We start from the raw sequence: 25,675 nt of genomic DNA on the forward strand, positions 1-25,675 counted from the left end.
AAAACTAGGAAGCTTTCGAGGCAGTCCCTTGAATTTGATCAAACACACCGCCTTGATCAAAAAACGTCTTTTGCAGCATTTTCCAGCCGCCCATTGCTTTGGCCGTCGTCAATTGCGCGATCGCGGGATACTGCTGCACCATCTCCGGCGACTGGGCCACCTCAGGATTCACAGGCCGAAACCCCACCTTGGCAAACTCTACCTGCGCCTCTGGGCTGAATAGGTACTGCACAAAGGCTTCTGCTGCTGCTCGGTTGCCGTGGCGATCGACATTCTTATCCACCACCGCGACCGGCGCGTCAATGGAAATATTCACCGGCGGCACCGTAAACGGCAACGATTCCCCCTTGAGTTTGGCCAACAACAACTCATTCTCATAGTTGATCAGCACATCCCCCACTTCCTGCTTAAAGAACGTGTCCGTCGCTTCTCGGGCATCCCGCGCCAACACCGGAACCTGCTGATACACCTGTTTGACAAAGGCTTTGGCCGTTTCGTCATTGCCATTGGCTTGCAGTGCCGCGTTCCACAACGCCAAAAAATTCCACCGCGCCACCCCCGACGATCGCGGATCAGCGGTAATCACCTGAATTCCCGGTTTCACCAAGTCCGCCCAGGTTTGAATCTGCTTTGGATTGCCATCCCGCACCGCCAAGGCCACCACCGATCGGGTCACGATCGCCTGATTGGGGGCCTCATCTTCCCAGCCCGGATCAATCAACCCCGCCTTTTCAATCTTTTGCACGTCCAACCCCAAGGCCAAGTGCACCACATCTGCTTCCAACCCATCGATCACCGCACGGGTTTGGGCACCGGATCCAGCGTAGCTTTGGTTAATCGTCAATCGCTGGTTGTGCTCCTGTTGCCACTTGTCCTCAAACTTGGGAATGATGGCCCGGTAGGCAATTTTCGGCACCGAAAAAGAGGCTAGCGTCAGTTCGATCGGGGCGTTCCCCGCTGGCCGGAATCCCTGGCAAGCCCCCAGCAGCCCGGACAGCACCAAACCCACCACAAATAACCCAACGCCTCGCTGGATCAGTCGCGCTTGGGACAACCTCGATCGCTGCAATGCCCTGTAGAACGCCTGACTGTACCGTCTACTCAGGCGACTAAAAGCCCTATTAAATGCCTGACTATGGCAAGCCCGATCGCAATCTTGACCAGATTTTTTACTTGAAGGGTTACTAAGAGCCATCGGAATCTACAGTTTGTCGGTCGGGAAAGGGGATTTATTTGTGCTTCCTGATACTAGCGTTAAATGACCTACGACACAATTAGCCCCATGCATGCAAATTCCAGCCCTAATCCAATCCGATCGATAGACAATTGCGTATGGACCATGCAGGACAACAATTCGCTATTCTGGAGAGAGTGTTTAAAGTTTATAGAACTTAACACTTGCATCCTCTCCCATTGAGCCTATGAAGTGTGTCATCAATCGTCGAGCCAAGTTTTCGGCCAGCCATCGGTATTGGCTTCCGGAATTGAGTGATTCGGAAAATGCCGAGCAGTTTGGAGACTGTGCCCGATTTCCTGGGCATGGCCATAACTACACATTGTATGTGTCTATGCTAGGGGAGGTTGATGAGCATGGGATGGTGCTCAACCTATCCAATGTCAAACACGTCATTAGGCAGGAAGTCACAGGTCAACTAGATTTTTCCTATCTCAATGACGTATGGGAAGACTTTAAGCAAACCCTACCCACCACTGAAAATCTGGCACGGGTGATTTGGCAGCGTCTTGCCCCCCACCTCCCGATCGTCGAGATTCGCTTGTACGAAAACGAAACCCTCTGGGCTGATTATCAAGGAAACGCCATGGAAGCTTACCTCACTGTTAGCACACACTTCAGCGCGGCTCACCGCTTGGCTCACCCCGACCTCAGCTTTGAGGAAAATAGCCAAATCTACGGCAAATGTGCACGGGTGAATGGCCACGGCCATAACTATCATGTGGAAGTCACGGTGAAGGGCAATATCCATCCCCGCACAGGAATGCTGGTGGATTTGGGTGCATTGCAAGCCGCGATCGATGAATACATCGTGGAACCGATGGATCACACCTTCTTAAACAAAGATCTGCCTTACTTTGAGCGGGTGGTTCCCACGGCAGAAAATATTGCCGCCTACATTTGCCAAACTTTAGAAGAACCCGTGCGGCAACTGGGCGCAAAGTTACATAAAGTGAAGCTCTACGAAAGCCCCAATAACGCCTGCGAAGTTTACGCCAGCAGCAACACCGACAACTTGGCGCTGAAAATCCAACTTCCTGAACTGGCCACGGTGTAAGCCTTAAATGGGCAGAAGAAGAGCCAGACTCCTAGTCCCTCACCCAGAACGGGAGATGGATTGAGGGAGAGGGCAAAATTGCAGAGACTCATGAGTGATGCAGAACTGCTCATTCCATATTTGATAAGAAAGGCTTGCCGTTACAATGCAAGCCTTTCTTTTTTTCGCCCAAGTTTATCCCGTTTTACCCAAATCCCGTTTTAGGCTAGATAAAGTGTTTACTGCTTTTAGAAAAGTTGCATGACCATTAAGCGGTTGGTTTTGGTAGCCCTCACAGCGATCGCGCTCCTGTTCATGGGGGCGGATTTGGTTGCGAGTCTTGGCAAACCCCAGTTTCAAGGACGATTAACCCTATTTGAAAGTGACTTGCGGTTGCACTTTGTGGAGTGGCAAGGGCAACCCGATAGCACCGCCCAAGCGCTACGGGAACTGCTGGGAGAAAGTCGGCCTGTGGAATCCGCCCTGGAGGAATACACGGCTGCCAAAACCCTCGCCGCTGATAATTTAAGCAATGCCCAAAAGGAACTGACTCAGCTGAAACAGGCGGATACGACGTCAGAAACCATTCTGGAGAAGCTAGCAGACAAAACCCGATCGGAACAAATTGCAGACCTAGAAGCCCAAGTGAACCAAAAGCAGAAGAACCAGGATGAACTGGATCTGCGCTTGGGTCTGCTTTACCGCATCAAGCCCAAAGCTACGACAGAAGACTTACAAAAATCCGCCCAACTCTGGCAGAACTTGCAGGAGAGTCCTACCACCTCACCCAATCTTGCCGACACCGCCGCTGTGCTCTCCGGCCTGTGGCAAACGCCGCCGCAACTCCTGCCCCAAGCTGAACGCCTGATTCAGCAAAATTTGGATGGCTGGTATCGCTATCGATCGCTGGAACGGGTCTATGAACTGTCCCAGCAGAAGGCCGAACTCAGCAAACTCAACGCCACCGAACAAGAAACCGCCGAGCGCGTCATTACCCAACTGGGCTTCAGCAGCTTGCTCAGTGCCCTGACCTTTGTGGGTGGCAGTGTCCTCCTCCTCACCCTCGGCGTCCAACGGTTGCTGCGCGGGCAGAAATCCCTCCTAGCAGGCATCCAAGACAGTCAATGGGCCGTTCCCTGGGATTGGGAAACCACGTGGTGGGTAGTCATCGTCGGCTTTTTCTTTGTCGGGCAATTTCTCGCCGGGAACTTTTTGGTTCCGATCGCTACCTTGGGTTTGAAATCCGCCCTCGGCCCGCTGATCAGCCGAGATCTGCTGCAAGCGTTATCGATTTTGGTTGGCTATCTCTGCCTTGCGGGGGGAGCCTCCACGGTTTTATATCAAACCCTCAAGCCCCATTTTCCCCTGGAGAAAAACTGGTTCCGCCTTAGCCTCCAAGGCAACTGGTGGCTCTGGGGTTTGGGAAGTTACCTAGTCGTTTTTCCGCTGGTTGTAGGAGTCAATTTAATTAATCAAGCGATTTGGCAAGGTAAAGGGGGCAGTAATCCCTTGCTAGAAATTTTGCTGAATGGTCAGGATCCCCTCGCCCTCGTTCTGTTCTTTGTTACGACTTCGATCGCTGCGCCCATTTTTGAAGAATTCTTTTTCCGAGGCTTTTTGCTGCCGTCCCTGACACGGTACGTTTCCCCGTGGAATGCCATTCTGTTAAGTAGCTTAATTTTTGCCCTCGTACACCTCAGTTTGTCAGAAGTGTTGCCCCTGGCGACTTTGGGGATCGTGCTAGGGTTTGTCTATACCCGCACCCAAAATCTGCTAGCTTCCATCGTGCTCCATAGTCTGTGGAACAGTGGAACCTTAATTAGTTTGTTTATCCTAGGAAATGCCAGTCGCGGATGACCCCCAAGCCGATCGATCGTAAACAACTGGGCCACCTCATGCTCTGGGCTTGTGGAGGCATGGCCTATTTCAATGCCTTCTCCAGCCTCAACTTACCCACCAGTGCGGCCTTCTTGTTGGCCGGGTTGCCCGTGCTGCTGGGCTGTCTGTGGCTGATGCGCCAGTCCTCGGACGACCCTTCATAATCCCCCTGGGAATCATCTTTCTGAATTCCCCGACTGAATCTCTCAACTTGAGGAAGTTTTGCCTGTGCTGACCTCTGCGATCGTGTCCTCGACCTCCGCATCTCCCACCGTCCAAACCCTCACCCTGGATATCACCGGGATGAAATGTGCTGGATGCGTTAAAGCCGTGGAACGCAAGCTGGCCCAACAACCGGGAGTCCAGTCCGCCTGCGTCAATCTGGTCACGGAAGTCGCCACAGTCACCTGTGAGCCGGAAACCGACCCCGAAGGGCTAGCGCAGGTCTTACCCCAGATCTTGACCCAATCGGGATTTCCCAGCCAAGTCAGACAGTCCAACAGCCCGTCCCTGCAAGCCGGCTTGGCGGATTTAGCCAATCTGCGCCAAGCCCAAGCCCAGCGCCAACGTCGGGATTTAATCGTTGCGATCGGGCTGTTGCTGGTTTCGACGATCGGGCATGTTTCACAAACGATCGGGATTGCCATTCCTGGCCTCGGTAATGATGGGTTCCATGCTGGATTGGCCGCCGCCGCGTTGTTGGTTCCCGGTCGAGCGCTGGTGTGGGATGGGCTGAAGAGTCTTTGGCACGGGGCCCCCACCATGAATACCCTCATTGGCTTAGGGGCATTAACCGCCTTTCTCACCAGTTTGGTGGCGTTGATCAACCCTACCCTAGGCTGGGAGTGCTTTTTTGATGAACCTGTCATGCTGATTGGTTTTATCCTCCTAGGCCGCACCTTGGAGCAGCAAGCCCGCCACCGCGCCGCCGCATCCTTCCAAAGTCTGTTAGCGTTGCAACCGCGCATTGCCCGTTTGGTCAAAGTCCAAGGGTTTAGTCCTTCCCAAGATCAGCGTGATCAACCGCAAACTCCCACGATCGCGCCTGGGGCGATCGAAGTGCCCGTCGAACATTTACGGGTGGGGGAATGGGTGCAAGTTCTGCCGGGGGAACAGGTGCCGATCGATGGTGAGATTTTGCTGGGCGAATCGACGATCGATGAATCCATGCTGACCGGGGAATCCGTGCCCGTGGTCAAACGCATCGGGGACAGCGTCTCCGCTGGCACCCTGAACCAATCCGGCGCGATCGTCCTCCAAGTCACCCACACCGGAGAAAACACCACCCTCGCCCGCATTATCCAACTCGTCGAAACCGCCCAAACCCGCAAAGCCCCGATCCAGCAGCTGGCTGATACCGTCGCGGGCTACTTTACCTATGGGGTTATGGCGTTGGCGGGTTTAACCTTTCTGTTTTGGTTCTTTTTAGGGCTGCACTGGTGGCCAGAGGTGCTGAACTACGGTGGCCAAATGTCCCACCAAATGTCTCACCAAATGCCCCACCCTCTGCCATTGCCAGAAGCCCTAGCGCCCGCAAGCACCCTCCCCTCCCACCCCCTTTCCCCCCTTCTCCTCAGCCTCAAACTGACGATCGCCGTATTGGTGATTGCTTGCCCCTGTGCCCTTGGGTTAGCCACACCGACCGCGTTACTCGTCGGTTCCAGTTTAGGAGCCGAAAATGGCCTTCTGATTCGAGGAGGTGACGTTTTGGAACGGGTCCGCACCCTGGATACGATCGTTTTTGACAAAACGGGAACCGTAACCCAAGGTCAACCCACGGTCACGGATATCATCGTTGCCCCCCAGCTTGCCCAGCCTTACACCACCGACCAACTGTTACAAATGGCTGCCTCGGTAGAGCAGGGTACGACCCATCCCTTAGCCACCGCGATCGTTCAAACCGCCAAAAATCAAGGATTAGACTTGCTCTCTGCCAGCGAGTTCCGCACCCAGGCCGGGGCCGGGGTGATTGCCCAGGTGGACCTCGCAGGACGGCGGTCTTGTGTGCTTTTAGGCAATGCGGATTGGCTCAACCAGCACCAGGTAACGCTGCCTCCAGATGCCCATGCTCAGGCAGCAACGGTTGCGCACCAAGGCAAGACGATCGTGCACATGGCGATCGAACAACAGTGGGTTGGACTATTCGGGATCCAGGATCCCCTGCGTCCCGATGCCCAGGACAGCCTGCAAACCCTGCAACGGGAAGGATTGCGCGTCATGCTGCTCACGGGCGATCGCCGTGAAACGGCCCAAGCCGTGGCCCAAGCCCTAGGATTGGCGAGTGACCAAGTGATTGCCGAAGTTAAACCCGAGGAAAAATCCCACGCGATCGCCGCACTGCAAGCCCAGGGATATCGGGTGGGTATGGTTGGAGATGGCATTAATGATGCGCCTGCCCTCGCCCAAGCCGATGTGGGAATTGCCCTCCAATCCGGCACGGAAGTCGCGGCAGAAACCGCCAGTTTGGTGCTGATGCGCGATCGCCTCTCCGATGTGGTTCTGGCACTTCACCTGAGTCGGCAAATTTTAGGTACCATTCGTCAAAACTTAGTTTGGGCATTTGGGTACAATGCAGTATCTATTCCGATCGCGGCGGGAGTTTTCCTACCCCAGTTTCGGATCCTTTTAAGTCCAGGGAGTGCTGGATTTCTCATGGCGCTGAGTTCCATTAGCGTGGTGCTGAACTCCCTCTTGCTGCGCTGGCACTTTAATCGAATCTCTATTGAGTCACCGATTCGTCAGTCAAAGCCGTCTCTCCCAAATTGAGCATGTTGACCGATGTCATTTGCTCCGGGCGAGTTTATGGTTGTACTGAAAGACCTATGGTGTAATTTATTTATTGTCCTTAGCCACGGGAACCACCACGCGACATGCCTTCAGAACCGCGCCAAAACCATCTGCTCATCATTGAAGACGACAAAGGTCGGCGAGAATTTAACCTGGATGCTCCCGTCTATTCGATCGGTCGTGATCCCCGTTGTGACATTCGCCTCGTGTCACAATTTGTTTCCCGCCGCCATGCCACTTTGGTGCAACTGCCGAAGGAAGATGGCAGCTATTACTACCGCATTGTAGACGGTAACCTCCGGGGCCAAGCCAGTGCCAATGGGCTGCTGATCAATGGGCGCAAGCTCCAAACCCATGATTTGCAGGATGCAGATGAAGTTGTGTTTGGCCCCCAGGTTCGTGCTATTTACTATCTGCTGAAACGGGAAGCTGTACAAACGGTACCACCCGATGAGTTTGATATCACGCTCATTAGCCCTGGTATGGTCGGCGATCCCGAAGATTTAGGGGATGACGAGCTAGACTGATGAGCTAGTCTAAGGAGCACTGGATTTTTCTAGATTTTCTTAGAACGATCGAGTTTTCCTAGGGCAATCGTTTTTTTTTCACACGATCGGGTTTTCATTAGAACCATTGGGAGGATCGGTGGGCGCGTGCCCGACTGATCCTCCTGATGACTAGCGATCGAATCTCAACCACTGACCGTTTCAATCAACTTCCATTGATTCGTTTCATTCACGGCCTTGTAAATCTCATCAAACATCAGATGGCAGTGATTGTTGACCTGGAGTGGCAATTCTTCATTCTTGATGACAAACTTCATGCGAACTTCTTGATCGGTGGCAGTGGTGCGATCGATCAAAATTTCTACCGTCACTAATTTTGGGAACGGAACTTGTCCGGGAATTTCCCGCGCCATCATGTATTCTGGAGTATCGTAAATAACTTCTAGGCGGCAGGACTCCAGAACCTTGCGCAAAACCCTGTGCAGATCAGTGACTGCGATCCCAACGGTAAACAGCGCAGTATAACGAGCCATAACCACCCCCAGCTTGTAGCTTGCTTTATCAACATTAACGAGTCACCCTAATGAGTCACCCTAATGGGTCACCCTTAAGTTGTACTCGATCGAACAATAACCGCGACGCTATCGATCGATTGATTCCATCCCGCTTTTTATAGGTATTTCTCACCCTACGGCAAGGATTACACCATGGTCTACTATGAACCATGGTCTATTATTAGCAGAGCCACAGGGGGATTTGATCAAAAGTCAGTCCCTTTCGGTCAGCATACATTTACCCTGTGGGATGAATTCATCCTACAGACTAGAGGATGAGACTGCGGATCATGGAGAAACGGGGCAAGTTAATCGTCTTTGAGGGGGGGGAAGGCTGCGGCAAAACGACACAGCTTCAGCACACCCAACAATGGTTAGAACAATGGTTGTCCGACAGAGGCTGGTTAGAGAATGCTCAACCTTCCTTCCCGATCGCGGCCATTGCATCCACACGTGAACCCGGTGGCACACCGCTCTGTCAAAACATTCGTCAGGTGTTGCTGACGCCCGACCTTGAACCCATGCAGGATCGGACTGAACTCTTGCTTTATGCGGCCGATCGGGCTCAACATGTGGCAGGCTACCTACAACCCCTCCTGGCCCAAAGTACCCTCATTCTGTGCGATCGCTATACCGACTCCACCGTTGCCTATCAAGGCTATGGTCGAGGTTTGGATCTTGATCTGATCCACCAACTCAATACCATTGCGACCCAAGGACTGATACCCGATTTAACCCTCTGGCTGGATTTAGAGGTGGAATTGGGGTTAGCCCGCGCCCAAGCTAGGGGAAGCCGCGATCGCATTGAACAGGCGGATGTCGCGTTCCATCAACGGGTGCGCCAAGGGTTTATGGAACTGCACCAGGCCCATCCCGATCGCATCCTGCGCATTGATGCTGCTCAACCGATCGACGCCGTCAGTCAAGCTATTCAGACTGTGTTGGAAACAAAATTAACCCAGTGGTACGCTATCCCAGCGATCTGCAATCCCTGAAACCCTTGCAATCCCTAGAAACAGCAAAAAGCGAGGTCATATGACCTCGCTTGATTTAGACTTTCATGAAACTTTAGTTTGTTGCAGGTCGATCGTCGGTTGAGGGGTTAAGCGCTTTGGTCAGGGTTAAGCGATTTAACTAAGCACGATTTAACTAAGCGCGATTTAACTAAGCGCGAGGTTTCATGTAAGCGATCGCCTGTCGCCACACGATCGTCGGCTGATCGTACTGATCAACGAGGCAGATACAATGGGGATCTTGCCAACGAATTTTGCCGGAGAGCAGATCCCCGGTGACTAACTTAAATTCAACGTCATTGCCATCTTTAATCAAATTTTGAATTTGGCGAGTGCTTGGCAATCCAGTTTCTAATTCCAGCGCCATTTTATTTTTGTGCTCCCTGGGGCTAATCTGGTTCTTCTAGCGTATCTTCGCTTGACTTCAGTCTACCCATCTCTGGACTTTTCGACCCATGAACCTGCAATTTAGCAAGTACCACGGCCTCGGTAACGACTTCATTTTGGTGGATAACCGCCATAGCTCGGATCCTATTTTGTCCCCTGAGCAGGCTGAAAAACTCTGCGATCGGCATTTTGGCATTGGAGCCGATGGTGTGATTTTTGCGCTGCCGGGAGAAAACGGTACTGATTACACCATGCGGATTTTCAACTCCGATGGCTCGGAACCGGAAATGTGCGGCAACGGGATCCGCTGTATGGCTCGCTTTCTCGCGGATTTAGAAGGCGATGCGGCCAAATCGGTGTACACCATCCATACCCTAGCCGGATTGATTACGCCCAAACTGGAAGCCGACGGCCAAATTACTGTGGACATGGGCAAACCTCGGCTGTTGGCGGGAGAAATTCCAACGACGTTAACTGCCGCCGATGCCCAAGCCGTGGCTGTTCCCCTGGAAGTGGCAGGGCAAACCTGGGCTGTTACAACGGTCAGCATGGGCAATCCCCATTGCATCACTTTTGTGGAGAATGTTGCGGCGATCGACCTGGAAAAAGTTGGCCCACAGTTTGAGCACCATTCCGTCTTTCCCCAGCGCACCAATACTGAATTCATTGAAGTGGTCGATCGGGGCTATCTGAAAATGCGGGTCTGGGAGCGGGGAGCGGGGATCACCCTAGCCTGCGGGACTGGAGCCTGTGCCTCGTTAGTGGCTGCTGTGCTGAATGACAAGAGCGATCGCAAAGCCACGATCGAGCTTCCCGGTGGGCCGTTACAAATTGAATGGGCTGCCGACGATCGCATCTTTATGACGGGGCCTGCGGAACGGGTCTTTGTAGGAGAAGTGGCGATCGACTAACGCGATTACCGCCAGCGATCGACTAGCAAGATTGACCAAGGCCAATTGCTGGAGAACGAGTTTCTCAAGCGTTGCTCAACCAGCAATTCATGATGGGTTGATGATGGGCGGGGTGAATCATGGGGCCATGGGCCGTCAGATTCTACGCCCTCGCCCATGAGTGTATCCTTGCGGGGCAAGAGTCATGACCGATGAATTCAAAACTAACGAATTAAACACCAACAAATTCAAAACCTATAACGGTAGTTGTCATTGCGGCGCTGTGCAGTTTGCAGTCCAAGTCACCGCTGATGAACGGGTTGTTGAAGACTGCAATTGTTCCATCTGTCGCAAAAAAGGATTTCTGCACCTAATTGTGTCACCCGATCGCTTTACCCTCCTCGCGGGCCAAGACAGCCTCGTGACTTACACCTTCAATACCCACACCGCCCAGCATCGATTTTGCCAACACTGCGGGATCCACGCCTTTTATACGCCCCGATCCCATCCCGATAAAGTGGATATCAACGTGCGTTGTTTGGACGGGGATGTTCTGGAAGAATTTACGATCGTGCCCTTTGATGGACAAAACTGGGAAGCCAATATCGAGGCCCTCAAAACCCGCAAACCTTAGCTTCCCGGATTACCTGACCGTAAAAAATCCTAGCTAACTGTAAATGTCGGCAGTTGACCCATGTTGTCAAAAAGCCCAACCCCATAGCTGCCGCTGTAGGGAATTAGCATTGCATTAGACCGGGTGGCTGCCTTGGCCCAAGATGCCTGCCCCAAGGCCGATGAAGCCAGTGCCGCCTGTGCCGTCGCCTGCACACATTGCAAAAAGTAAGCACTCGTGACTAGCAGCAAGTTATAGGTTGGTTGGTCGAAGTTTGCAATTGAGAGGAAAACATTCTGGGGACTCCACGTCAGCTTCCCACGGGTGATCGCGCTTGTCTGAAGCGAAATCAGTGAATTGGCTTCCCCTGTCCCTTCAACAATTTCGTTGTAACGACTCCCCGATCGCGAGGCCGCCAAGTGAGTCTGTAGTCGCCAAAAATTCAATGGCTGAATCTCTGGGACACCATAGGTGCCGTTTAGGATGGCAGTGCTTTGATAGGAGAAATAATTCGCCGGAGCCACCGCATTGATAGGCTTTGATCCCACTAAAATCTGATCGAGATAACCCGCATTATAGCCATAGCTGTCAACCAGTCCTTGGAGTGGTAAACCGCGTAGATTTTCCTCAGCATAGGCTAAGGCTGCTGCATCGTACTCTAAAGCTGTCAATGCAGCATTGATGCGGGCTACAGCAACTGCAAAGCTGTTCGCAGAGACCGGGAATCCTGGCCGTGGATTGGGGGAACCAGGACCCGGAAAGTGAATGAAGGCATCCCGTAACCAAACGCCGCCAAAATAACCCGCTAAATGCATCAGCCAGAGAAATTTAGGGAGTAATGGCTGAATGGACGCAGACGGTAGCAGGGTCTGCTCAAAGATATAAACCGGGACGTAGCGGGAGAGAAAATCGATCGGATGTTGTTGTGCCGTTGGCGTTGATCGAGCATAGGCTCCTAAAAGTCGATCAAGGAGAGCACGATCCTCCGTCATTACCGACTGAAGATTTGGAAAAAATGGGTAAGGAGGCAGGTTTAAGGCCAATGAAGGTGAACTTTTAGCCTGGGAGGAACGACGATCGAACAAAATAGAACCTGACAGGCTTGTTGCAGCTAGCCCCGTCAAGAACCCTCGGCGCGAAAGAGGATTGCCCATGGTAATTGATCCTACGGATATCTTTAAATCCTTTGCATCGATAGTATCGGGTTTGACTCCGATCCCCTAGCCTCTTCTATATTTCTCAACAAAAAGATTCTCAAGAAATTCTCAATAAAAAAGGGCTAGGATTCACCATCCCAACCCCACTCTTCTCATGATCCAGAACAATTAGCCTTCAACTGTTAACGCCGCTTTTAAGCTCCGGCAGAAGGACTCCAATGCACTCAAGCCTTCCTTAGGGGATCCGCTTTCAGCTAAGCGCTTCACAAAAGCACTCCCCACGATCGCGGCATCTGCGCCCCATTCCATCACCTGTTTCGCGTGCTCTGGCTGGGAAATTCCAAATCCCACCCCGATGGGTTTGTCAGTGACCGTCCGCAATTCTTGTACTAAGTCTTTCACCCGCGACTGCAACTGCGTCCGCATCCCCGTCACCCCGGTGGTACTGACCAGGTAGATAAAGCCCTGGGATTGCTGGGCGATCGCTGCAATTCGATCGGTCGGACTGGTGGGCGCAACTAATAATGTGACCTCAATACCCACTACCGCTGCCGGGGTCAGTAATGCATCCGCCTCTTCCAATGGTAAATCGGGCACCACTAAGCCCTTAACACCGATGCTAGCAATTTCCTGGAGAAACGCTTCAATGCCCCGGTTCAAGATTGGATTGTAATAAGTAAATAAAACGATCGGAGCGTTGAGGCTGGGGATCACATCTTTTAACATCCCCAACACATCATCCAGCTTGGTTCCATTGGCCAATGCCCGAGTCGCCGCCGCTTGAATGACGGGCCCGTCTGCTAAGGGATCGGAATAGGGAACCCCTAATTCAATCAAATCCGCACCCGATCGATCCAAAATCCGTAATGCTTCAGCGGTAGTCGCTAAATCTGGATCCCCAGCCGTGATGAACGGAATCAGGGCACATTGGGCGCGATCGCGCAGTTGCTCAAAACACTGAGAAATGGAAGTCATTGAAACTTAACGGGACAAGCTACAACGGTACAGCGTACAGGAAGACGGGGACAGAGACACAAGCTAGTCCAATCAATCCCCATGCCAATCACTCAATTTAGGACGATGAACTTGATTGCCGCTCCTGTTCGACCTCTGCTTGCAACTGTGCGAGTTCTTCCGGAGTCAATTCTTCCAAGCGCTTTTGCAGTACAGCATCTTCATAATCTTTTAACTGCTGGTTATAGGTCATTTTTTGGGTCACGGCCCGCACTAAATAGGTCGTCAGCCAGCCAATCACCACCAGCACCAGCAGAAACTGACTCCAGATGCCCGCATTGATATCATCCAAACCCAGCCACTGGAAACCAACATAGGCAACGCCACCCGCCACAAAAATGCCTAACCCGATCGCAAGTACATCAATTCGTCGCATGGTTTAGTTGCCTAAATTTCTTCGATAGAGGTCGTCAAGACGATCGGGGCTAGGCACCGATTTCCCGACGGTTGGGACGGAAATTCAAAAAGGGCGCTAACACTAACATCCCAGGGAAGCACAGGAACACCATGAAATACATCAAAACCCGTTCCACAGAGCTGGCCACGTACCAGCGTGCCTTCAAGTAGAAGTAAAGCGTCAAGGGTAGAACTAAGAGGTAAGCACCTCCCAAGGCCAAATAGAGAAGAGCAACTTCCATAGCTAACCTGCTGCAATCCGTTAAAACGTCTCAATGTCATATTATCCTGTGAAAGGGAGGCTAATATAGTTTCAGTCCATCAAGCTTTCTTAGGTTATCTAGTGAAATAGGTTATCTCGAGAAACTGGTTGCCAGCTAGCGCAATTGATGATGGAATAGTTAGAGAGGATTTTTCCTCACCCAACCTCATGGGGGCATGGCGGAATGGTAGACGCTACGGACTTAAAATCCGTTGACCGCAAGGTCGTGAGGGTTCAAGTCCCTCTGCCCCCATTCTCTGAATGAATTCTGCTCAATCAACGAGTATTCACTTACATTCAACCCGTATTCAATCAACGGGTATTCATCAGTCCTTAGCATTCACCCAACTAGATGACTAGCTAAATACGCGGTGAAGCTAAACGGTTGCTGGCTAGTTGCTAAAAAATTAGCGATACTACGCGATAGAACTTTGCTCACTTGGTTGACAAACTTTACACTTTCTTAAAACGAACTTGATCGCAATGATTAAGTTTGGCGCTACCTCAGAGTTAGTTGGTTTCAGTAATTTTACTGTTGATACAATTATTACGGTCAACACGTAGGTGAAAATCTCATCGTTAATGATGAATGCTCAACTTATGGGTGGAGCAATTCAAGATTGACTGGATGCCTAACCAACTTATCGATCGCCTTATCTCATGATTGATCCCGCGCTACAAGCGCCTTGGGATAAAGATCCGCCTTTTACAGTATGAGTTTTCTAGCTGACTAAGCTATCTTTGAGGAGTATTCAGGGGATTAACCGGAAATGTGTTTCTTCATGCTGTAGTTGTTCTGACCAAGTCGAAATATATTTGGTTTCAGATAACAATCCAACCAAATGCCTTCCATGAACTGGGTTCGCCTAGTTCAATGTCTTTATTAGCTCTAGAATCTGCAAGCCACAGCGTTGAGTCGCCGAATGATTGGGGATGTTCTTCCGAACGAGCGGCTGGGTGTCTGGTCTGAAACACTAACTCAGTCCGAGCGCGCCATCCAACTTGCTCAACAAACGATTTATCGGTTCCTGTTAGAAATTGTCCGAAAGTGGCCGCCAGAAGAAGTTTTGCTTGAATTCAAGCGACTTTTTCTATATCACGTTGATTCTGTGAGCGCCTCAGCCATCAATGCGCTCTATGACATTGTGTTGGCCAACAACGAGTCAGAATTCCGCAACACTATTAAGCGGTCTTGTTACATCTTGGTCAATAACTGGGATGCAGCCAGACGCTACCGGGCCATCCAAGATCTCATCGAAGCCCTTCAAGAACCCTTTCCTCGCGATACGATTTCACCGACATTGGGCCGACTGCGCCTCTGGGTGGATAATTTTCGCAAGAGCCAAGATTACGCTGACCTAAAGCTTTTTGCCTCACGCTATGATCCCCAACAAACGAATGAGGATGGGCCTTGGGTTAAGCGCTATACTGCCTATCTTTTAGTGCCACAGTATGCGGATCTGAACAACCCCATTGAGCAACGGGAAGCAGCCCGTGCCATGGCGCAACAGTTACGGAATCAGTTCAAGTTTGAGCTGGCTATGTATGTTGCCCGATCGCAGGCCAAGCAGATTACCGATCGGCCTTTGAAAAACCCCACGGTTCTCGGGGATGACGTTCTACGGCTGATTAAAACGATCGTGGCAAAACGGGGATCCTACAGTTACCTTAACCTCGCCAACATTTTTCTCAACCAGGTTCGCCAAGTTAGCTATCGAGAATTTAAACTCAGCCTACAAAAGTACTTGGTGTTTTCGATCGAAGCCAACGACTTTTCCCACACATTGCAGACTCGCCTCGCCGAAAAGTTGGGGTCATTGTATGAAGAACACCATGATGAGCCGCTGAGTGATGCGATGCTTTTACGCACTTGTAATCGCGTCATCGATTACCTCACGACAGAAACTCACAAGGAACCATCTGCATTGTTTGCCTTGCTCCTGTCCCAAGGCAATCCCATGACTTTAGTCGTCGCCCTACTCAAATTGGTTTTGGCCTCCAAAAACTCACGGACTTATCTAGAGGCCCGAATTGCAGATTTGATTCGCTACTATGAAGGCTTTCCAGAAGAGGATTGTCGCTGGGTGGTCAACTTCCTGGAAATTTTCAATGTTACCTTTACGATTTATGCCGAAAACGTGCAATACAACCTTATTCGCATGGCAAGTGACGAGGTGAATGGGATGGCTGCGCCCTTGGAACAGAATTTGGATGCCTATCGCATCTTTTCCCAGATCAAATTGCAAGAAGACATCTCGTTCAATTTAGAGGTTACGGATGATACTGTAGACGTCTTGGATGATGAGCCCCCCACCCAAGACTTATCTAACCCAACGCAGCTCTAATCATCATTGACTGAGTTATCAATATTGATCACGGCCAGTCATTCTAAACTGAACTTAGATCTGGCCGGAAAACTCGCCTCTAAATCTGTCTTTTAAATCTGTCGTTCCGACGCCACTACTAATCCAGCTCCCAAGGCTTCTGCGATCGTATTAATTAAGCGATACAGGGCAAGAATGGCGAGTAAGTCCGTGGTGGGCAGAAAAGGGCTGAGCAAGGCCAACGCCACTGCTTCAAACACACCAATGCCACCGGGTAAGCCTGGAATAATAAACCCAAGTAACCAAGCGATCGCAAATCCACCATAGAGGACCTGAAGATGATCGATTGCGAACGGACTCACCGCTAGGCACACAAGGAAAAATCCGGTTCCCCGTAGGATTAAAAAACTGAATTCTCCCAGAAAAGAGCACCATGGGTAATGCCTCAACGCGAAATTGATGTCAGTGCCTCCCAAGGTCTTTTGCTTCAGGCGAACGAGTTGCTGAATCCCAATGTTTAGGAACTGAGGATGCATCGCCACCAAAATAATGAATAAGCAACAACCCTGAATGCCCCATGTCCAGGCTCCAGTTTGCCAAGCCAGTAACGGTTGAAGCCCAACGATTGCTAAGGCGACTGCCGCTAAAACGAGCAATAACGGTTCCAAGAGAATACTAATGGCAGCGATCGACCCCGGAACCTTAGCAGCTTGGCTGGCCTGCAAGCGTCCATAGAAATGCCAGACATTGCCAGGGAGATATTTAGCAATATTGGTTTTGAGATAAATAGCCATCCCCCAGTCATAGGTCACCATTTGCCCCAAATCCTGGAGAATGTTGGCCCAGACCATCCCTGCGAGAATATGGGCTAAAAGCGTCATTCCCAACGCGATCGCGAGACTGGCCAGTCCTGCTGAGCCAAGCCGCAAACTCAAGACCCCTTGACCATGTTCCAACAGCGTTTTGGTGAGAAAAAAGACAACAACTCCAATCACCACGAAACGCAACTGGCCTTTGACAAGAGAAGACAGTCCCTGGGAAACCCGACTTAACTGAGATTTCAACGTTGACATAACTCTAATACTTCCTGCAAGCCAGATTCGGCAAACCAAGCCGCTAGGGCTAAACGATGCACTTCACGCCAAGGTAGATGATACTGGCGCGCCAGCACCGCACAATCTTCATATTCTGGTTGAACATTAACAACTGTTTCGCCTAATTTTGCCACTTTTAGGCGCACAACACCCTGTTTTAACTGGATTGGCTGCCATTCTCGGGAAAGCTCTGTGCGCGTCTGCAATGTCCTACGAATCCCTAGGGTGGTTGTTTCCCGAAACAGAATGCGTTCACAGTCTTCAATGGTTTCCGGTCTACAAATCACCGTAATGAGTGTACCAGGACGGGATTTTTTCATCCCGATCGCCTGGGTAAAGACATCCAATGCCCCAGCAGACAGTAACACTTCAAATAAATAGCCCAAGGCCTGGGGATTCAGGTCGTCTATCTGAGTCTCCAAAACAGCGATCGTTGTCTGGGTAGGAGATGACTCGGGGGGGAGATCCCGGGTAGATGGGGATTCCGGAAGAGAAGGGGGTGGCGACAATTGGCTTGAAGCGTCCTTTGACACCGCAGAAGACTGGGCTAACGTCATTAGCCTAGAAGGGGTTGCAAGCCTAGAAGGGGTTGCAGCATCAGACTCCCACGATTCCCCCAACCACAGACGAACCATGTTAGGAATGGGGAGTTGCAAAGATCCAGCGCCCAGGCCAACTTTTTGGAGGGTCATGCGGGGCGGAGGGCCAAACTGTTGGGCTAGGACAGTGACGATCGCAGCCCCCGTTGGTGTCACTAATTCCCGATCGATCCCATTGTGATAAATCGGCACCTGACGAGATTCAAAAAGTTTTAAGACAGCAGGTACGGGCACGGGCAATCGTCCATGGGCGGCCCAAATGGTTCCCCCCCCTGTGGGCAACGCAGAACAATAAATTGCGTCAACCCCTAACCAGTCCAGCCCTAAACAGGTACCCACAATATCCACGATCGCATCCACTGCCCCCACTTCATGGAAGTGCACTTCCTCCGGCGGAATTCCATGGACGGCACCTTCTGCTTCAGCCAATTGCCGAAAAATTGCCAAACTCCAGCCCGTAGCCCGATCGGGTAAATGAGCGTTGTGAATGAGCTGCACAATATCCGGCAAATTGCGCGTCTGGCCATAGGCCCCAGGAATCTCACCATGGTGATGTCCAGCAGACTCATCATGAGCGTGGTGATGGTGGTGATGGTGGTGATGGTGAGTGTGGTGGTGATGAGCGTGGTGATGGTGAGCGTGGTGATGGTGAGCGTGGTGGTGATGATGATGGTGGGAAGAATACGATGCGGGTGACTCTACAGCATCCCCTGATGGGGAAGAATCAACATGGTCTTGGGGATGACCTTGGGGAGATCGCTGACTCAGCGTTAACGCAGGGTCTAAATTCTGCGTTGTCGATCCATGACTAGTTGGATCTAGTAATTCCGGATCTAGTAATTCCACCGTCAGCTTGGTAGCTTGTTGACCATTGTGGGAAACTTTCTCTACCTTTAGATTAAATTCACCCTGAAGCCCTAGTTTTTGCAAAGATTGGGTTAGGTAGTCGATCGGAACCCCCGCATCGATCAACGCCCCCAGACACATATCCCCCGAAATCCCCGTCGGACAATCTAGATAGGCCAGCTTGGTCATTGCACTACAACTATTGCACTAAGCATAATGTTTGGATTTTCTTACAAATCTTAATTATTTCGCAGTCACTCTTTTTTATAAAAGTTTATGATGTTAATCATTGGTAACAATTAATAAAAAGTATAGATAGCTCCTATCACCTCAATCAAGGTGGGAAACCGATCGCTTTTTTCACGCAACAACCTATTTCAGGGGAGCATCTCAGAAAATAACCTCTGAATGATGGTTTCAGCCCCCTATGGACTGGTATTAACGCTGCTTTGTGGTTTCCACCTGTTGATTCTCCGCCCCATGACAACTACATTACTCTGCGATCGCATCGACTCCGAAATTGGTCAAATTTTGACCGTGATGGATCAGGATCGCCTCTGTGCTCTGGACTTTGTTGAGCATGAAGACCGAATGATACGGTCACTCGAAAAACGCTATCCTCTCTTTGAACTCACGGCAGCGCCCATTGAAAATCCCATCAGCGATCGCATTCGTAACTATTTCACCGGAAATTTAACTAGCGTCAACGAAATTCCCGTCAAAACTCAAGGAACCGAGTTTCAAACGTTGGTTTGGCAAACGCTTAGACAAATCCCCGTCGGCCAAGTTTGGAGCTATCAAAAGTTAGCGATCGCCATTGGCAAACCCAAAGCAGTACGAGCCGTTGGCATGGCTAATCGCCTCAACCCGGTGCAAATTGTCATCCCGTGCCATCGCGTAGTTGGCGCAAACGGCAATTTGATTGGTTATGCCGGAGGCATTGAGCGGAAGCAGTGGTTGCTCAACCATGAAGGGGTAGCTTTACCATCCTTGTCTAACCCTTCTCTGCTCTAAAGGCAGGGCTAGAGGCCGTCTGCAAAAAGCAATGCAACAAAAAGCCGCTGCTGTTCATCCTAAAAGGAACCAGAACTTGAGCAGGCGGCTTTTATTATTCCTAGAGCTTAATTTTGGTCTGGAAAAGTTCGATTGAAATCTTCCAGTAAATCATCCATCTCTTCGATCGCCTGATTGACATCAATCCGTAAGGTGCCTAGATCTGGCCGCTCTAAGAGTTGGACTAAAAATTCTCGTTTGGTTTCAATCAGCTTAATGCGATCGCGAATCGCTGAAACATCCATAATGACTTGGTGAAGCTAAGTAAAGACGGCTTAACCATTTTAACGCTGGATGTAAGTTTATTGCTGGAGCGATCGCGGGAGCAGGCTACAGACCTTGACGGGAAATGAGTTTTTCAATGTCCGCTTGAGTCTGTTGCAGAAGCTGTTGGCGACTATCATTAACCGCCGAAAAACTTGGAACTAGTTTCCGGGACTGAAGTGTCATATGCAATTGCAGTTGAGCGACATACTCACTGAAGTCTTCGCGAGGCATGGTAGAGAAAGAAGTTTGTGCTCGGGAACTCACCGGTATCTCCTTAACTATCTCGGCAGACGGTTCATATAACGTGAAATTAAACTATCACAGCGTTGCAATAATCCTTGAATTTCGCAACGAAGCTTAAATATTCACAGACACTATTATTCATAGTGCCCACTGGCGCAGTGAAATTTCTTCAAACTTTTTTACGAACCGCGTTTTACGAACCGCGATCGAGGGGGGATCCTTAATTCTGCGCAAACCGTGAGACTGAAAAATGAGGGTTGCATCTCTTTGTAGTGGTGTGGTATATTCAGTGAGCGCTGATGCGGAGCTTCCGCAGAGGTAAACACGGACGTATAGCTCAGTTGGTTAGAGTACCACGTTGACATCGTGGGGGTCACTGGTTCGAGTCCAGTTACGTCCATACTTTACTTTAAATTATCTGTGCCGATCTGTCAGATAGCACTAGGACTCAGGGCTCTTCTCTGCTGGAGGCAACGGTAGTTGGCAAGAAAGTTCCATTTCCAGGCTTCATTTCTAGCGAAAAAGTATTGACAGATTTGCAACCTAGAGATAATATAGCGCCCAAGCTTTTTGTGAAGGATGTTCTTCTGAATCTAATAATCGGTTGTTCCTTGAACAGGCTTCTTTGGAAGCAAATTTAGTATCAGGTTCGCAAGAATTTTTTTCACCCATAAGCCTCTACTTAAAACGTGCTTAGAGGTAACACCCATGGCAAGGATTAAGCTTGTTTATGTGTTTCTGGATGTGGAAAATATTCCTTCCCATCCCTATGCCTTTCGGATTCGACGATTTTCGCGACGCTTCGGCAAGGTTCACCCCGATCGCTTGCGCGCCTATGCTGTTAACTGGAGGATTCGAGAAGAGTCCAAGAAAATGCTGGAAAAAGCCAGCTTTTTGACCAAAAATGTTGCCCCTGGGGAGAATGCGGTCGATAACAGGATCATTCGAGACTGCACGACGTTTTCTCAACAGGGAAGACCCCAGGATGTCTACATTTTGGTGAGTGGAGATGGGGACTATGTCGAAATGGTGGAAATGCTACACCAACGGGATAAATATGTCGTGTGCCTCACCAGCAAAGCCCATGCAGCTAGCAAGAGGCTGTTACAGTGCGTTGATGAACATTACTTTCTCGAAGATCTGTATTCGTCCTAATTGACTGATTTAGATCCTGATTTGGATACTGCATCCCTTGGCAAAGAGGCCAGGGCTTATGCCCGGTATTGTTGACTGTTCCTGTTTAGGAACTCCAGGGTGCAGTATCCCGGATTGATACAAAACTTCTCTCAGCTTTGAGATACGAGGACTTGACAAGCCTAAAAACTGGGGTTACTCTTGTGAGCAAGCTTTAAGTTAAAGGCGTTCTTCTGAATCTAATATTTGCTTATGTACTGAGGGCTTCCCTTCCCACTCCAGGGTATTCCTCCCCACGTAGTCGAGTATCAGGTTCGCAAGAATATCTTTAATCCAAAAGCCTCTAACTCCTACAATTTTTAGAGGTTTTAACTATGGCAAAGCAACCGCTTGTCCATTTGTTTTGTGACGTGGAAAATATTCCTGCCCATCGCTACGCAGACTACATTCGACAATTTTCCAAGCAGTACGGTCGAACTTGCCAAACTCGACTGCGAGTGTACGCTGTAGATTGGGTGATTCGAGAACAGCCGAGGAAAACATTTCAACAAACAGGTTTTTTGATTTTAAGAGCAAAACCTGGAGACAATGCGGTAGATAACAAGATTCTGCGGGATGGTCTTAGTTTCTCAAAACAAGGGAACTTGCAGGACATTTATATCTTGATTACTGGGGATGGTGATTATGTTCAGCTTGTAGAAGTCCTGCGTGAACGTGGTAAATACGTCATTTGTCTCACCAGTAAACACTGTAAATCTAGTCAAAAGCTCCTTCAGAGCGTTCATGAACATTACTTTCTCGAAGATCTTCCCCAACTGCTTGCGCGATCCCATGAAATCCTTCACGTTGCCTAAATTTGAACATCTGAGTCTCTTCCAGCAGGCGATGACCCATCGTTCCTATGCGAATGAGACTCCCAGTGTGAAAAAACACAACGAACGTCTAGAGTTTCTGGGCGATGCGATTTTGACCTTTCTCTGTGGTGAATTTCTCTATAAGAAATATCCTGCACTACCGGAAGGAAAGCTGACGCCGTTGCGAGCTTCTTTGGTGGACGAAAAGCAGTTGGCTCAATTCGCGATCGCCCTAGATCTCGGCAAACACCTATTGCTAGGCAAAGGGACCGATCAAATGGGGGGACGACAAAATCCCAACCTGTTAAGTAGCGCCTTTGAGGCGTTGATTGGAGCGCATTATCTGGATTGTGATTCAGATATGAATCGGGTGCGTTGCTATGTTGAACCCTTCTTTGAATCCGTTGTGGAAAAGGTAACCGTTGATGCCCCCAATGTGAATTACAAGAGTGAGTTGCAGCATTGGGCGGCAGTCAACCATGGGGAAAACCCGGTGTACAACCTGATGCAAGCGATCGGGCCCGATCACCAAAAGCAATTTACAGTGGAGGTACAAGTGCGGGGTAAATCCTATGGACGGGGAACCGGACGCACTAAACAAGCCGCTGAAAAAGATGCGGCGCGGGATGCATTGGAAACCCTAGAGCTGTTGTGAGTGACAGCTTAGGGGAATTGCTGAGGTGAACTTTGAAGTCGTCCTTTTTGAACGAATTTAGGAAACGCAATTTAACTGGCGACTCAATTTAACTGGCGATTCAATTACGGATAGAGCAGAATTTTATAGGTTTCTGGAGTAGGTTGAATCGCTTGTTCCACAGCGTTGGCCAATTCGCTGAGGGGATAGCGATCGCTGATGAGGGCATTGACATCAATCTTGTTCTCAAACACTAATTCTGCGGAAAGCGCTTGTAGCGGAAAGGCTGAACTGTAGCTGCCCATCAGATCAATTTCCCGCCGATATAACAGGTTGGGATTGAGGGGAATTTCCACTTCATCGGGAAACTCAGCAAAGAACAGGATTTTACCGCCCTTGCGAGTGCAGTCTAACGCTTGAAAGAATGCCTTCTCGCTGGGCACCGCCAATAAACTGACATCCACACCATAGCCCTGGGTGAGATCCTGTACCTTGTGGGTCAAGTCCCGATCGCAGGCATCAAAGGCCGCCAATGCCCCAACGGCCAACGCTTTTTCCAACCGTGCAGGGATTAAGTCCGTGACGATCGCCTTTGCACCAAAATGATTGACCAGCATGACAAACATCAACCCGATCGGCCCTGCTCCGGTAATGAGTACCGTTTGACCTGTGCGAATTTGGGCTTTCTTAACGGCTTTGAGGCAGCAATTGGTCGGCTCCACAAAGCTGGCCTGTTCAAAGGTGACGTAATCAGGAATGGGAATTAAACCCCCTTGGCGAACGATGTGCCCCGGCACTTTGACGTATTCTGCAAAGCCGCCCCCACTGGGTGCAAAGCCAGCGGTCGTTGTAATGTTTTTATAGGTTTCGCACATGGAATAGCTACCGGTTTCACAGTAGCCACAGTTCATGCAGGGAATGTGATGCATCACAACCACCCGATCGCCCACCTGCCAGCCTTCGACTGCTGCACCGATTTGGCAGATCGTCCCTGCGGTTTCATGGCCAAAAATTCGCGGCGGTTCATAGAGGGGATATTTAATTTTTTTGATATCCGATTGACACAAGCCGACTACTTTCACCTGCACGAGCACTTCATCCTCGGCCAGTTCCGGTATGGGAATTTCTTCGTATTGCAGGTTATTGACCCCACGAAAGACCTGTGCTTTCATCCTGATGGTTCCTTCTGCTGAATTCAAGACCTATTGACTAGGACTCTACCATTAAGCAGAGCTGTCTGACAGGGCTGTCTGGCACAGGGCGAAGAATGGTTAGAAAGGGGGGATAAAGTAGCCATCAGAGGGATGGGGATGGGGGCAGGCACCACAAAGTATGTCCCCCTTTCGCTAAGCTAGATCATGGGTGATTAGCGCTAGGATGACTGAAATGAAACTTGCAGACCTTGGGCCTTGGGTCGTGCCCCCGATCGCCGGTGGCATCATTGGTTACTTCACCAACGACATTGCCATTCGCATGTTATTTCGGCCCTACCGACCTTGGTACATCGGCAACTTCCGCGTTCCCTTGACCCCTGGCGTCATCCCCCGCAATCAAGCCAAGCTCGCCAAACGCATTGCCGATACCATCATGGGCTCCCTCCTCACCCCTGATGAAATTCACGGCATCGCCCAACGCCTGCTCAAAGTCGAACGAGTCCAAGCTGCCATTCTCTGGATTCTTCGCCTCGTGCTGGACCAACTGCAAACCGGAAAAGAAGAAAACACCACCAAGGTGCTCGCTAATATTTTGCGAGATTTATTTGGTGACTCTCTGCCCCGGTTGCTGCAAGTCCTTGCCCAACGGGAACATTTTTTAGAAACCCAACTGAACCAGATTTTCGATCGAATTTTGCTCGAATTTCAACTGACTGAAGAACAGGCTAACCACCTCTCCGTTTGGCTGCTCACCTCCGTTCTCCCCCCCGATGTCCTACGGCAAATCCTCGTCGATTTCCTCACCGATCGCAATATTCAAATTCTTGACGATCGCTTCCGCGAAAAAACTAGTGGTACCTACTGGGTTGTTGCCAATTTATTTGGTGTGCGCAATTCCCTCATTCGGTTACGTACCTTTTGCCTCGACGATCGGGAAGCCACCAATGCCATTATCCAAGACCTCATCATTTCCCTTCGCATTCAACAACGCTTCCAGGAATTTTTCTACGACTTCTCCCTGCAAAATCTCCCCGTTTCTACCGTGCGCCAACTGCGCCGTACCCTCAGGGACAGCGTTCGTAACTACCTGCGCGATCGGGGGGCTGACCTGCTGCAAGGACTGAGTTCTTCTGTGAATTGGGAAAACGTTGCTTCTGTCATTCTGAAACGTCTGCAAACCCTCAGCACCGTAAGCGAGTCGTTAGATGTTGTTAGTTGGGAAATTGCCAATGTTTTAGAACGCTATTTGGAACGAGATTTAGAAAATATTGTGATTGAAGTGCTTCCCGTTCTGGACATTGATCAAGTCATTATTAACCGAGTGATGGCAACACCACCCGCAGAAATGGAAGCTGGAATTAATGAACTAGTACAGACAGAATTACAGGCGATCGTGAACCTAGGTGGTGTCCTCGGGGTCGCGATCGGGTTACTGCAAACGCTTTCTTTACTATGGCACTAAGGCACAATAGTCTTTTCTTTCAGCAAAATAGTACTATTAGCAAACAGTAATCAAAAATGACAATAACAAGTGCTAATCATCATCAGTGATTACAGTCAATTGTTGTATTCCGAGGAGTACACGATCGATTATCTAATACCCAAAATTATAAATTCTCGTAACTACTCAGGCTGAGGTTCAAGCGACACAGGATGTCCCGAGAACAATGCAACGAGAGCCTCTAAAAGATTGATATGCTGCTTGCGCAAGGTGGATAAATAGCCCCGAATACGACAGAACATGCG

26 protein-coding genes and 2 tRNA genes are annotated in these 25,675 nt (G+C 50.2%); 16 read left to right on the forward strand and 12 right to left on the reverse strand.

From position 1 onward, the window contains the following. Positions 1-4: 4 nt before the first annotated feature. Positions 5-1,195 carry a sulfate ABC transporter substrate-binding protein gene (locus H6G21_RS23490; protein ID WP_190576677.1) on the reverse strand — a complete coding sequence of 397 codons (1,191 nt, stop codon included), beginning with the start codon at positions 1,193-1,195 and terminating at the stop codon, positions 5-7. A gap of 226 nt (positions 1,196-1,421) precedes the next feature. On the opposite strand from H6G21_RS23490, the gene H6G21_RS23495 reads away from it, so the two are divergent. The 5 genes from H6G21_RS23495 to H6G21_RS23515 all read left to right on the forward strand — a co-directional run bounded on the left by H6G21_RS23495 (position 1,422) and on the right by H6G21_RS23515 (position 7,462). Further along, on the forward strand, positions 1,422-2,291 hold the full coding sequence (locus H6G21_RS23495) for a 6-carboxytetrahydropterin synthase (RefSeq protein ID WP_190576679.1): 870 nt from the start codon (positions 1,422-1,424) through the stop codon (positions 2,289-2,291). A 240-nt stretch (positions 2,292-2,531) separates the two neighbouring features. Further along, positions 2,532-4,127, forward strand: a complete 1,596-nt coding sequence (locus H6G21_RS23500) for a type II CAAX endopeptidase family protein (RefSeq protein ID WP_190576681.1) — start codon at positions 2,532-2,534, stop codon at positions 4,125-4,127. Next, a complete protein-coding gene (locus tag H6G21_RS23505) occupies positions 4,124-4,312 on the forward strand; it encodes a hypothetical protein (protein WP_190576683.1) in 189 nt (62 codons plus the stop codon). The genes H6G21_RS23500 and H6G21_RS23505 overlap by 4 nt, the downstream gene beginning before the upstream one ends. Before the next feature lie 64 nt (positions 4,313-4,376). Then, complete coding sequence (locus tag H6G21_RS23510) at positions 4,377-6,914, forward strand: heavy metal translocating P-type ATPase (RefSeq protein ID WP_347278064.1); 2,538 nt, start codon at positions 4,377-4,379, stop codon at positions 6,912-6,914. 104 nt (positions 6,915-7,018) lie between these two features. Next, a complete protein-coding gene (locus H6G21_RS23515) occupies positions 7,019-7,462 on the forward strand; it encodes an FHA domain-containing protein (RefSeq protein WP_190576687.1) in 444 nt (147 codons plus the stop codon). A 164-nt stretch (positions 7,463-7,626) separates the two neighbouring features. On the opposite strand, the gene H6G21_RS23520 is transcribed toward H6G21_RS23515, so the two are convergent. After that, positions 7,627-7,974 carry a hypothetical protein gene (locus H6G21_RS23520; RefSeq protein WP_190576689.1) on the reverse strand — a complete coding sequence of 116 codons (348 nt, stop codon included), beginning with the start codon at positions 7,972-7,974 and terminating at the stop codon, positions 7,627-7,629. 296 nt (positions 7,975-8,270) lie between these two features. On the opposite strand from H6G21_RS23520, the gene tmk reads away from it, so the two are divergent. Further along, the gene (gene tmk / locus H6G21_RS23525; protein WP_242042028.1) at positions 8,271-8,990 is read left to right on the forward strand and encodes a dTMP kinase; all 720 of its coding nucleotides are present in this window, start codon (positions 8,271-8,273) and stop codon (positions 8,988-8,990) included. Positions 8,991-9,159: 169 nt separating this feature from the next. Here tmk and H6G21_RS23530 read toward each other — a convergent pair whose 3' ends face one another. After that, a complete protein-coding gene (locus H6G21_RS23530; RefSeq protein ID WP_190576691.1) occupies positions 9,160-9,375 on the reverse strand; it encodes an RNA chaperone Hfq in 216 nt (71 codons plus the stop codon). Between the two features lie 88 nt (positions 9,376-9,463). Here H6G21_RS23530 and dapF point away from each other — a divergent pair, with 88 nt between their 5' ends. Next, complete coding sequence (gene dapF / locus H6G21_RS23535) at positions 9,464-10,306, forward strand: diaminopimelate epimerase (RefSeq protein ID WP_190576693.1); 843 nt, start codon at positions 9,464-9,466, stop codon at positions 10,304-10,306. 184 nt (positions 10,307-10,490) lie between these two features. Further along, the gene (locus H6G21_RS23540; protein ID WP_190576695.1) at positions 10,491-10,919 is read left to right on the forward strand and encodes a GFA family protein; all 429 of its coding nucleotides are present in this window, start codon (positions 10,491-10,493) and stop codon (positions 10,917-10,919) included. A gap of 29 nt (positions 10,920-10,948) precedes the next feature. Here the strand turns inward: H6G21_RS23540 and H6G21_RS23545 are convergent, their stop codons facing one another. The 4 genes from H6G21_RS23545 to H6G21_RS23560 form a co-directional block, all read right to left on the reverse strand. Continuing rightward, complete coding sequence (locus H6G21_RS23545; protein ID WP_190576697.1) at positions 10,949-12,052, reverse strand: hypothetical protein; 1,104 nt, start codon at positions 12,050-12,052, stop codon at positions 10,949-10,951. 171 nt (positions 12,053-12,223) lie between these two features. Continuing rightward, positions 12,224-13,030 (reverse strand): tryptophan synthase subunit alpha, encoded by an 807-nt coding sequence (trpA, locus tag H6G21_RS23550; protein WP_190576699.1) that lies wholly within the window; start codon positions 13,028-13,030, stop codon positions 12,224-12,226. A gap of 97 nt (positions 13,031-13,127) precedes the next feature. Then, on the reverse strand, positions 13,128-13,445 hold the full coding sequence (locus H6G21_RS23555; RefSeq protein ID WP_190576701.1) for a DUF3007 family protein: 318 nt from the start codon (positions 13,443-13,445) through the stop codon (positions 13,128-13,130). A gap of 49 nt (positions 13,446-13,494) precedes the next feature. After that, the gene (locus tag H6G21_RS23560) at positions 13,495-13,707 is read right to left on the reverse strand and encodes an NAD(P)H-quinone oxidoreductase subunit L (RefSeq protein ID WP_190576703.1); all 213 of its coding nucleotides are present in this window, start codon (positions 13,705-13,707) and stop codon (positions 13,495-13,497) included. A 190-nt stretch (positions 13,708-13,897) separates the two neighbouring features. Between H6G21_RS23560 and H6G21_RS23565 the strand changes: the two genes are divergently transcribed. Both H6G21_RS23565 and H6G21_RS23570 read left to right on the forward strand, forming a co-directional pair. After that, positions 13,898-13,980, forward strand: a tRNA-Leu gene (locus H6G21_RS23565). 670 nt (positions 13,981-14,650) lie between these two features. Beyond that, entirely contained in the window at positions 14,651-16,072 is a 1,422-nt protein-coding gene (locus H6G21_RS23570) for a hypothetical protein (RefSeq protein WP_190576705.1), read from the forward strand. 92 nt (positions 16,073-16,164) lie between these two features. Here the strand turns inward: H6G21_RS23570 and H6G21_RS23575 are convergent, their stop codons facing one another. After that, the gene (locus tag H6G21_RS23575) at positions 16,165-17,124 is read right to left on the reverse strand and encodes a lysylphosphatidylglycerol synthase domain-containing protein (protein ID WP_190576714.1); all 960 of its coding nucleotides are present in this window, start codon (positions 17,122-17,124) and stop codon (positions 16,165-16,167) included. Then, on the reverse strand, positions 17,112-18,779 hold the full coding sequence (gene larC / locus H6G21_RS23580; RefSeq protein WP_190576721.1) for a nickel pincer cofactor biosynthesis protein LarC: 1,668 nt from the start codon (positions 18,777-18,779) through the stop codon (positions 17,112-17,114). Before larC ends, H6G21_RS23575 begins: the two co-directional genes overlap by 13 nt. Positions 18,780-18,998: 219 nt before the next feature. Between larC and H6G21_RS23585 the strand changes: the two genes are divergently transcribed. Beyond that, positions 18,999-19,604: a methylated-DNA--[protein]-cysteine S-methyltransferase gene (locus tag H6G21_RS23585; protein WP_242042029.1), complete on the forward strand. Its 606-nt coding sequence runs from the start codon at positions 18,999-19,001 to the stop codon at positions 19,602-19,604. A 107-nt stretch (positions 19,605-19,711) separates the two neighbouring features. Here H6G21_RS23585 and H6G21_RS23590 read toward each other — a convergent pair whose 3' ends face one another. Both H6G21_RS23590 and H6G21_RS23595 read right to left on the reverse strand, forming a co-directional pair. Next, positions 19,712-19,888 carry a hypothetical protein gene (locus H6G21_RS23590; protein WP_190576723.1) on the reverse strand — a complete coding sequence of 59 codons (177 nt, stop codon included), beginning with the start codon at positions 19,886-19,888 and terminating at the stop codon, positions 19,712-19,714. An 85-nt stretch (positions 19,889-19,973) separates the two neighbouring features. Further along, positions 19,974-20,174, reverse strand: a complete 201-nt coding sequence (locus tag H6G21_RS23595) for a hypothetical protein (protein WP_190576745.1) — start codon at positions 20,172-20,174, stop codon at positions 19,974-19,976. Between the two features lie 305 nt (positions 20,175-20,479). Here H6G21_RS23595 and H6G21_RS23600 point away from each other — a divergent pair. The 4 genes from H6G21_RS23600 (at position 20,480) to rnc (ending at position 22,796) form a co-directional block, all read left to right on the forward strand. Next, a tRNA-Val gene (locus H6G21_RS23600) sits at positions 20,480-20,553 on the forward strand. A 308-nt stretch (positions 20,554-20,861) separates the two neighbouring features. Beyond that, positions 20,862-21,308: an NYN domain-containing protein gene (locus H6G21_RS23605; protein WP_190576725.1), complete on the forward strand. Its 447-nt coding sequence runs from the start codon at positions 20,862-20,864 to the stop codon at positions 21,306-21,308. Between the two features lie 353 nt (positions 21,309-21,661). Further along, the gene (locus H6G21_RS23610; protein WP_190576727.1) at positions 21,662-22,141 is read left to right on the forward strand and encodes an NYN domain-containing protein; all 480 of its coding nucleotides are present in this window, start codon (positions 21,662-21,664) and stop codon (positions 22,139-22,141) included. Next, positions 22,119-22,796: a ribonuclease III gene (rnc, locus tag H6G21_RS23615; protein WP_190576729.1), complete on the forward strand. Its 678-nt coding sequence runs from the start codon at positions 22,119-22,121 to the stop codon at positions 22,794-22,796. Before H6G21_RS23610 ends, rnc begins: the two co-directional genes overlap by 23 nt. A 104-nt stretch (positions 22,797-22,900) precedes the next feature. Here the strand turns inward: rnc and H6G21_RS23620 are convergent, their stop codons facing one another. After that, the gene (locus tag H6G21_RS23620; protein ID WP_190576731.1) at positions 22,901-23,947 is read right to left on the reverse strand and encodes a zinc-dependent dehydrogenase; all 1,047 of its coding nucleotides are present in this window, start codon (positions 23,945-23,947) and stop codon (positions 22,901-22,903) included. A gap of 214 nt (positions 23,948-24,161) precedes the next feature. Here H6G21_RS23620 and H6G21_RS23625 point away from each other — a divergent pair, with 214 nt between their 5' ends. Further along, positions 24,162-25,391 (forward strand): DUF445 family protein, encoded by a 1,230-nt coding sequence (locus tag H6G21_RS23625; protein WP_190576733.1) that lies wholly within the window; start codon positions 24,162-24,164, stop codon positions 25,389-25,391. Positions 25,392-25,675 lie beyond the last annotated feature (284 nt).

This window comes from Alkalinema sp. FACHB-956 (assembly GCF_014697025.1).
Taxonomy (GTDB): domain Bacteria; phylum Cyanobacteriota; class Cyanobacteriia; order Leptolyngbyales; family Leptolyngbyaceae; genus Alkalinema.

What these genes read in the sequence shown, in the direction of transcription:
- H6G21_RS23490 (WP_190576677.1), bottom strand. Translation starts at nt 1,195, where the DNA reads ATGGCTCTTAGTAACCCTTCAAGTAAAAAATCTGGTCAAGATTGCGAT.
- H6G21_RS23495 (WP_190576679.1), top strand. Translation starts at nt 1,422, where the DNA reads ATGAAGTGTGTCATCAATCGTCGAGCCAAGTTTTCGGCCAGCCATCGG.
- H6G21_RS23500 (WP_190576681.1), top strand. Translation starts at nt 2,532, where the DNA reads ATGACCATTAAGCGGTTGGTTTTGGTAGCCCTCACAGCGATCGCGCTC.
- H6G21_RS23505 (WP_190576683.1), top strand. Translation starts at nt 4,124, where the DNA reads ATGACCCCCAAGCCGATCGATCGTAAACAACTGGGCCACCTCATGCTC.
- H6G21_RS23515 (WP_190576687.1), top strand. Translation starts at nt 7,019, where the DNA reads ATGCCTTCAGAACCGCGCCAAAACCATCTGCTCATCATTGAAGACGAC.
- H6G21_RS23520 (WP_190576689.1), bottom strand. Translation starts at nt 7,974, where the DNA reads ATGGCTCGTTATACTGCGCTGTTTACCGTTGGGATCGCAGTCACTGAT.
- tmk (WP_242042028.1), top strand. Translation starts at nt 8,271, where the DNA reads ATGAGACTGCGGATCATGGAGAAACGGGGCAAGTTAATCGTCTTTGAG.
- H6G21_RS23530 (WP_190576691.1), bottom strand. Translation starts at nt 9,375, where the DNA reads ATGGCGCTGGAATTAGAAACTGGATTGCCAAGCACTCGCCAAATTCAA.
- dapF (WP_190576693.1), top strand. Translation starts at nt 9,464, where the DNA reads ATGAACCTGCAATTTAGCAAGTACCACGGCCTCGGTAACGACTTCATT.
- H6G21_RS23540 (WP_190576695.1), top strand. Translation starts at nt 10,491, where the DNA reads ATGACCGATGAATTCAAAACTAACGAATTAAACACCAACAAATTCAAA.
- H6G21_RS23545 (WP_190576697.1), bottom strand. Translation starts at nt 12,052, where the DNA reads ATGGGCAATCCTCTTTCGCGCCGAGGGTTCTTGACGGGGCTAGCTGCA.
- trpA (WP_190576699.1), bottom strand. Translation starts at nt 13,030, where the DNA reads ATGACTTCCATTTCTCAGTGTTTTGAGCAACTGCGCGATCGCGCCCAA.
- H6G21_RS23555 (WP_190576701.1), bottom strand. Translation starts at nt 13,445, where the DNA reads ATGCGACGAATTGATGTACTTGCGATCGGGTTAGGCATTTTTGTGGCG.
- H6G21_RS23560 (WP_190576703.1), bottom strand. Translation starts at nt 13,707, where the DNA reads ATGGAAGTTGCTCTTCTCTATTTGGCCTTGGGAGGTGCTTACCTCTTA.
- H6G21_RS23570 (WP_190576705.1), top strand. Translation starts at nt 14,651, where the DNA reads ATGATTGGGGATGTTCTTCCGAACGAGCGGCTGGGTGTCTGGTCTGAA.
- H6G21_RS23575 (WP_190576714.1), bottom strand. Translation starts at nt 17,124, where the DNA reads ATGTCAACGTTGAAATCTCAGTTAAGTCGGGTTTCCCAGGGACTGTCT.
- larC (WP_190576721.1), bottom strand. Translation starts at nt 18,779, where the DNA reads ATGACCAAGCTGGCCTATCTAGATTGTCCGACGGGGATTTCGGGGGAT.
- H6G21_RS23585 (WP_242042029.1), top strand. Translation starts at nt 18,999, where the DNA reads ATGATGGTTTCAGCCCCCTATGGACTGGTATTAACGCTGCTTTGTGGT.
- H6G21_RS23590 (WP_190576723.1), bottom strand. Translation starts at nt 19,888, where the DNA reads ATGGATGTTTCAGCGATTCGCGATCGCATTAAGCTGATTGAAACCAAA.
- H6G21_RS23605 (WP_190576725.1), top strand. Translation starts at nt 20,862, where the DNA reads ATGGCAAGGATTAAGCTTGTTTATGTGTTTCTGGATGTGGAAAATATT.
- H6G21_RS23610 (WP_190576727.1), top strand. Translation starts at nt 21,662, where the DNA reads ATGGCAAAGCAACCGCTTGTCCATTTGTTTTGTGACGTGGAAAATATT.
- rnc (WP_190576729.1), top strand. Translation starts at nt 22,119, where the DNA reads ATGAAATCCTTCACGTTGCCTAAATTTGAACATCTGAGTCTCTTCCAG.
- H6G21_RS23620 (WP_190576731.1), bottom strand. Translation starts at nt 23,947, where the DNA reads ATGAAAGCACAGGTCTTTCGTGGGGTCAATAACCTGCAATACGAAGAA.
- H6G21_RS23625 (WP_190576733.1), top strand. Translation starts at nt 24,162, where the DNA reads ATGAAACTTGCAGACCTTGGGCCTTGGGTCGTGCCCCCGATCGCCGGT.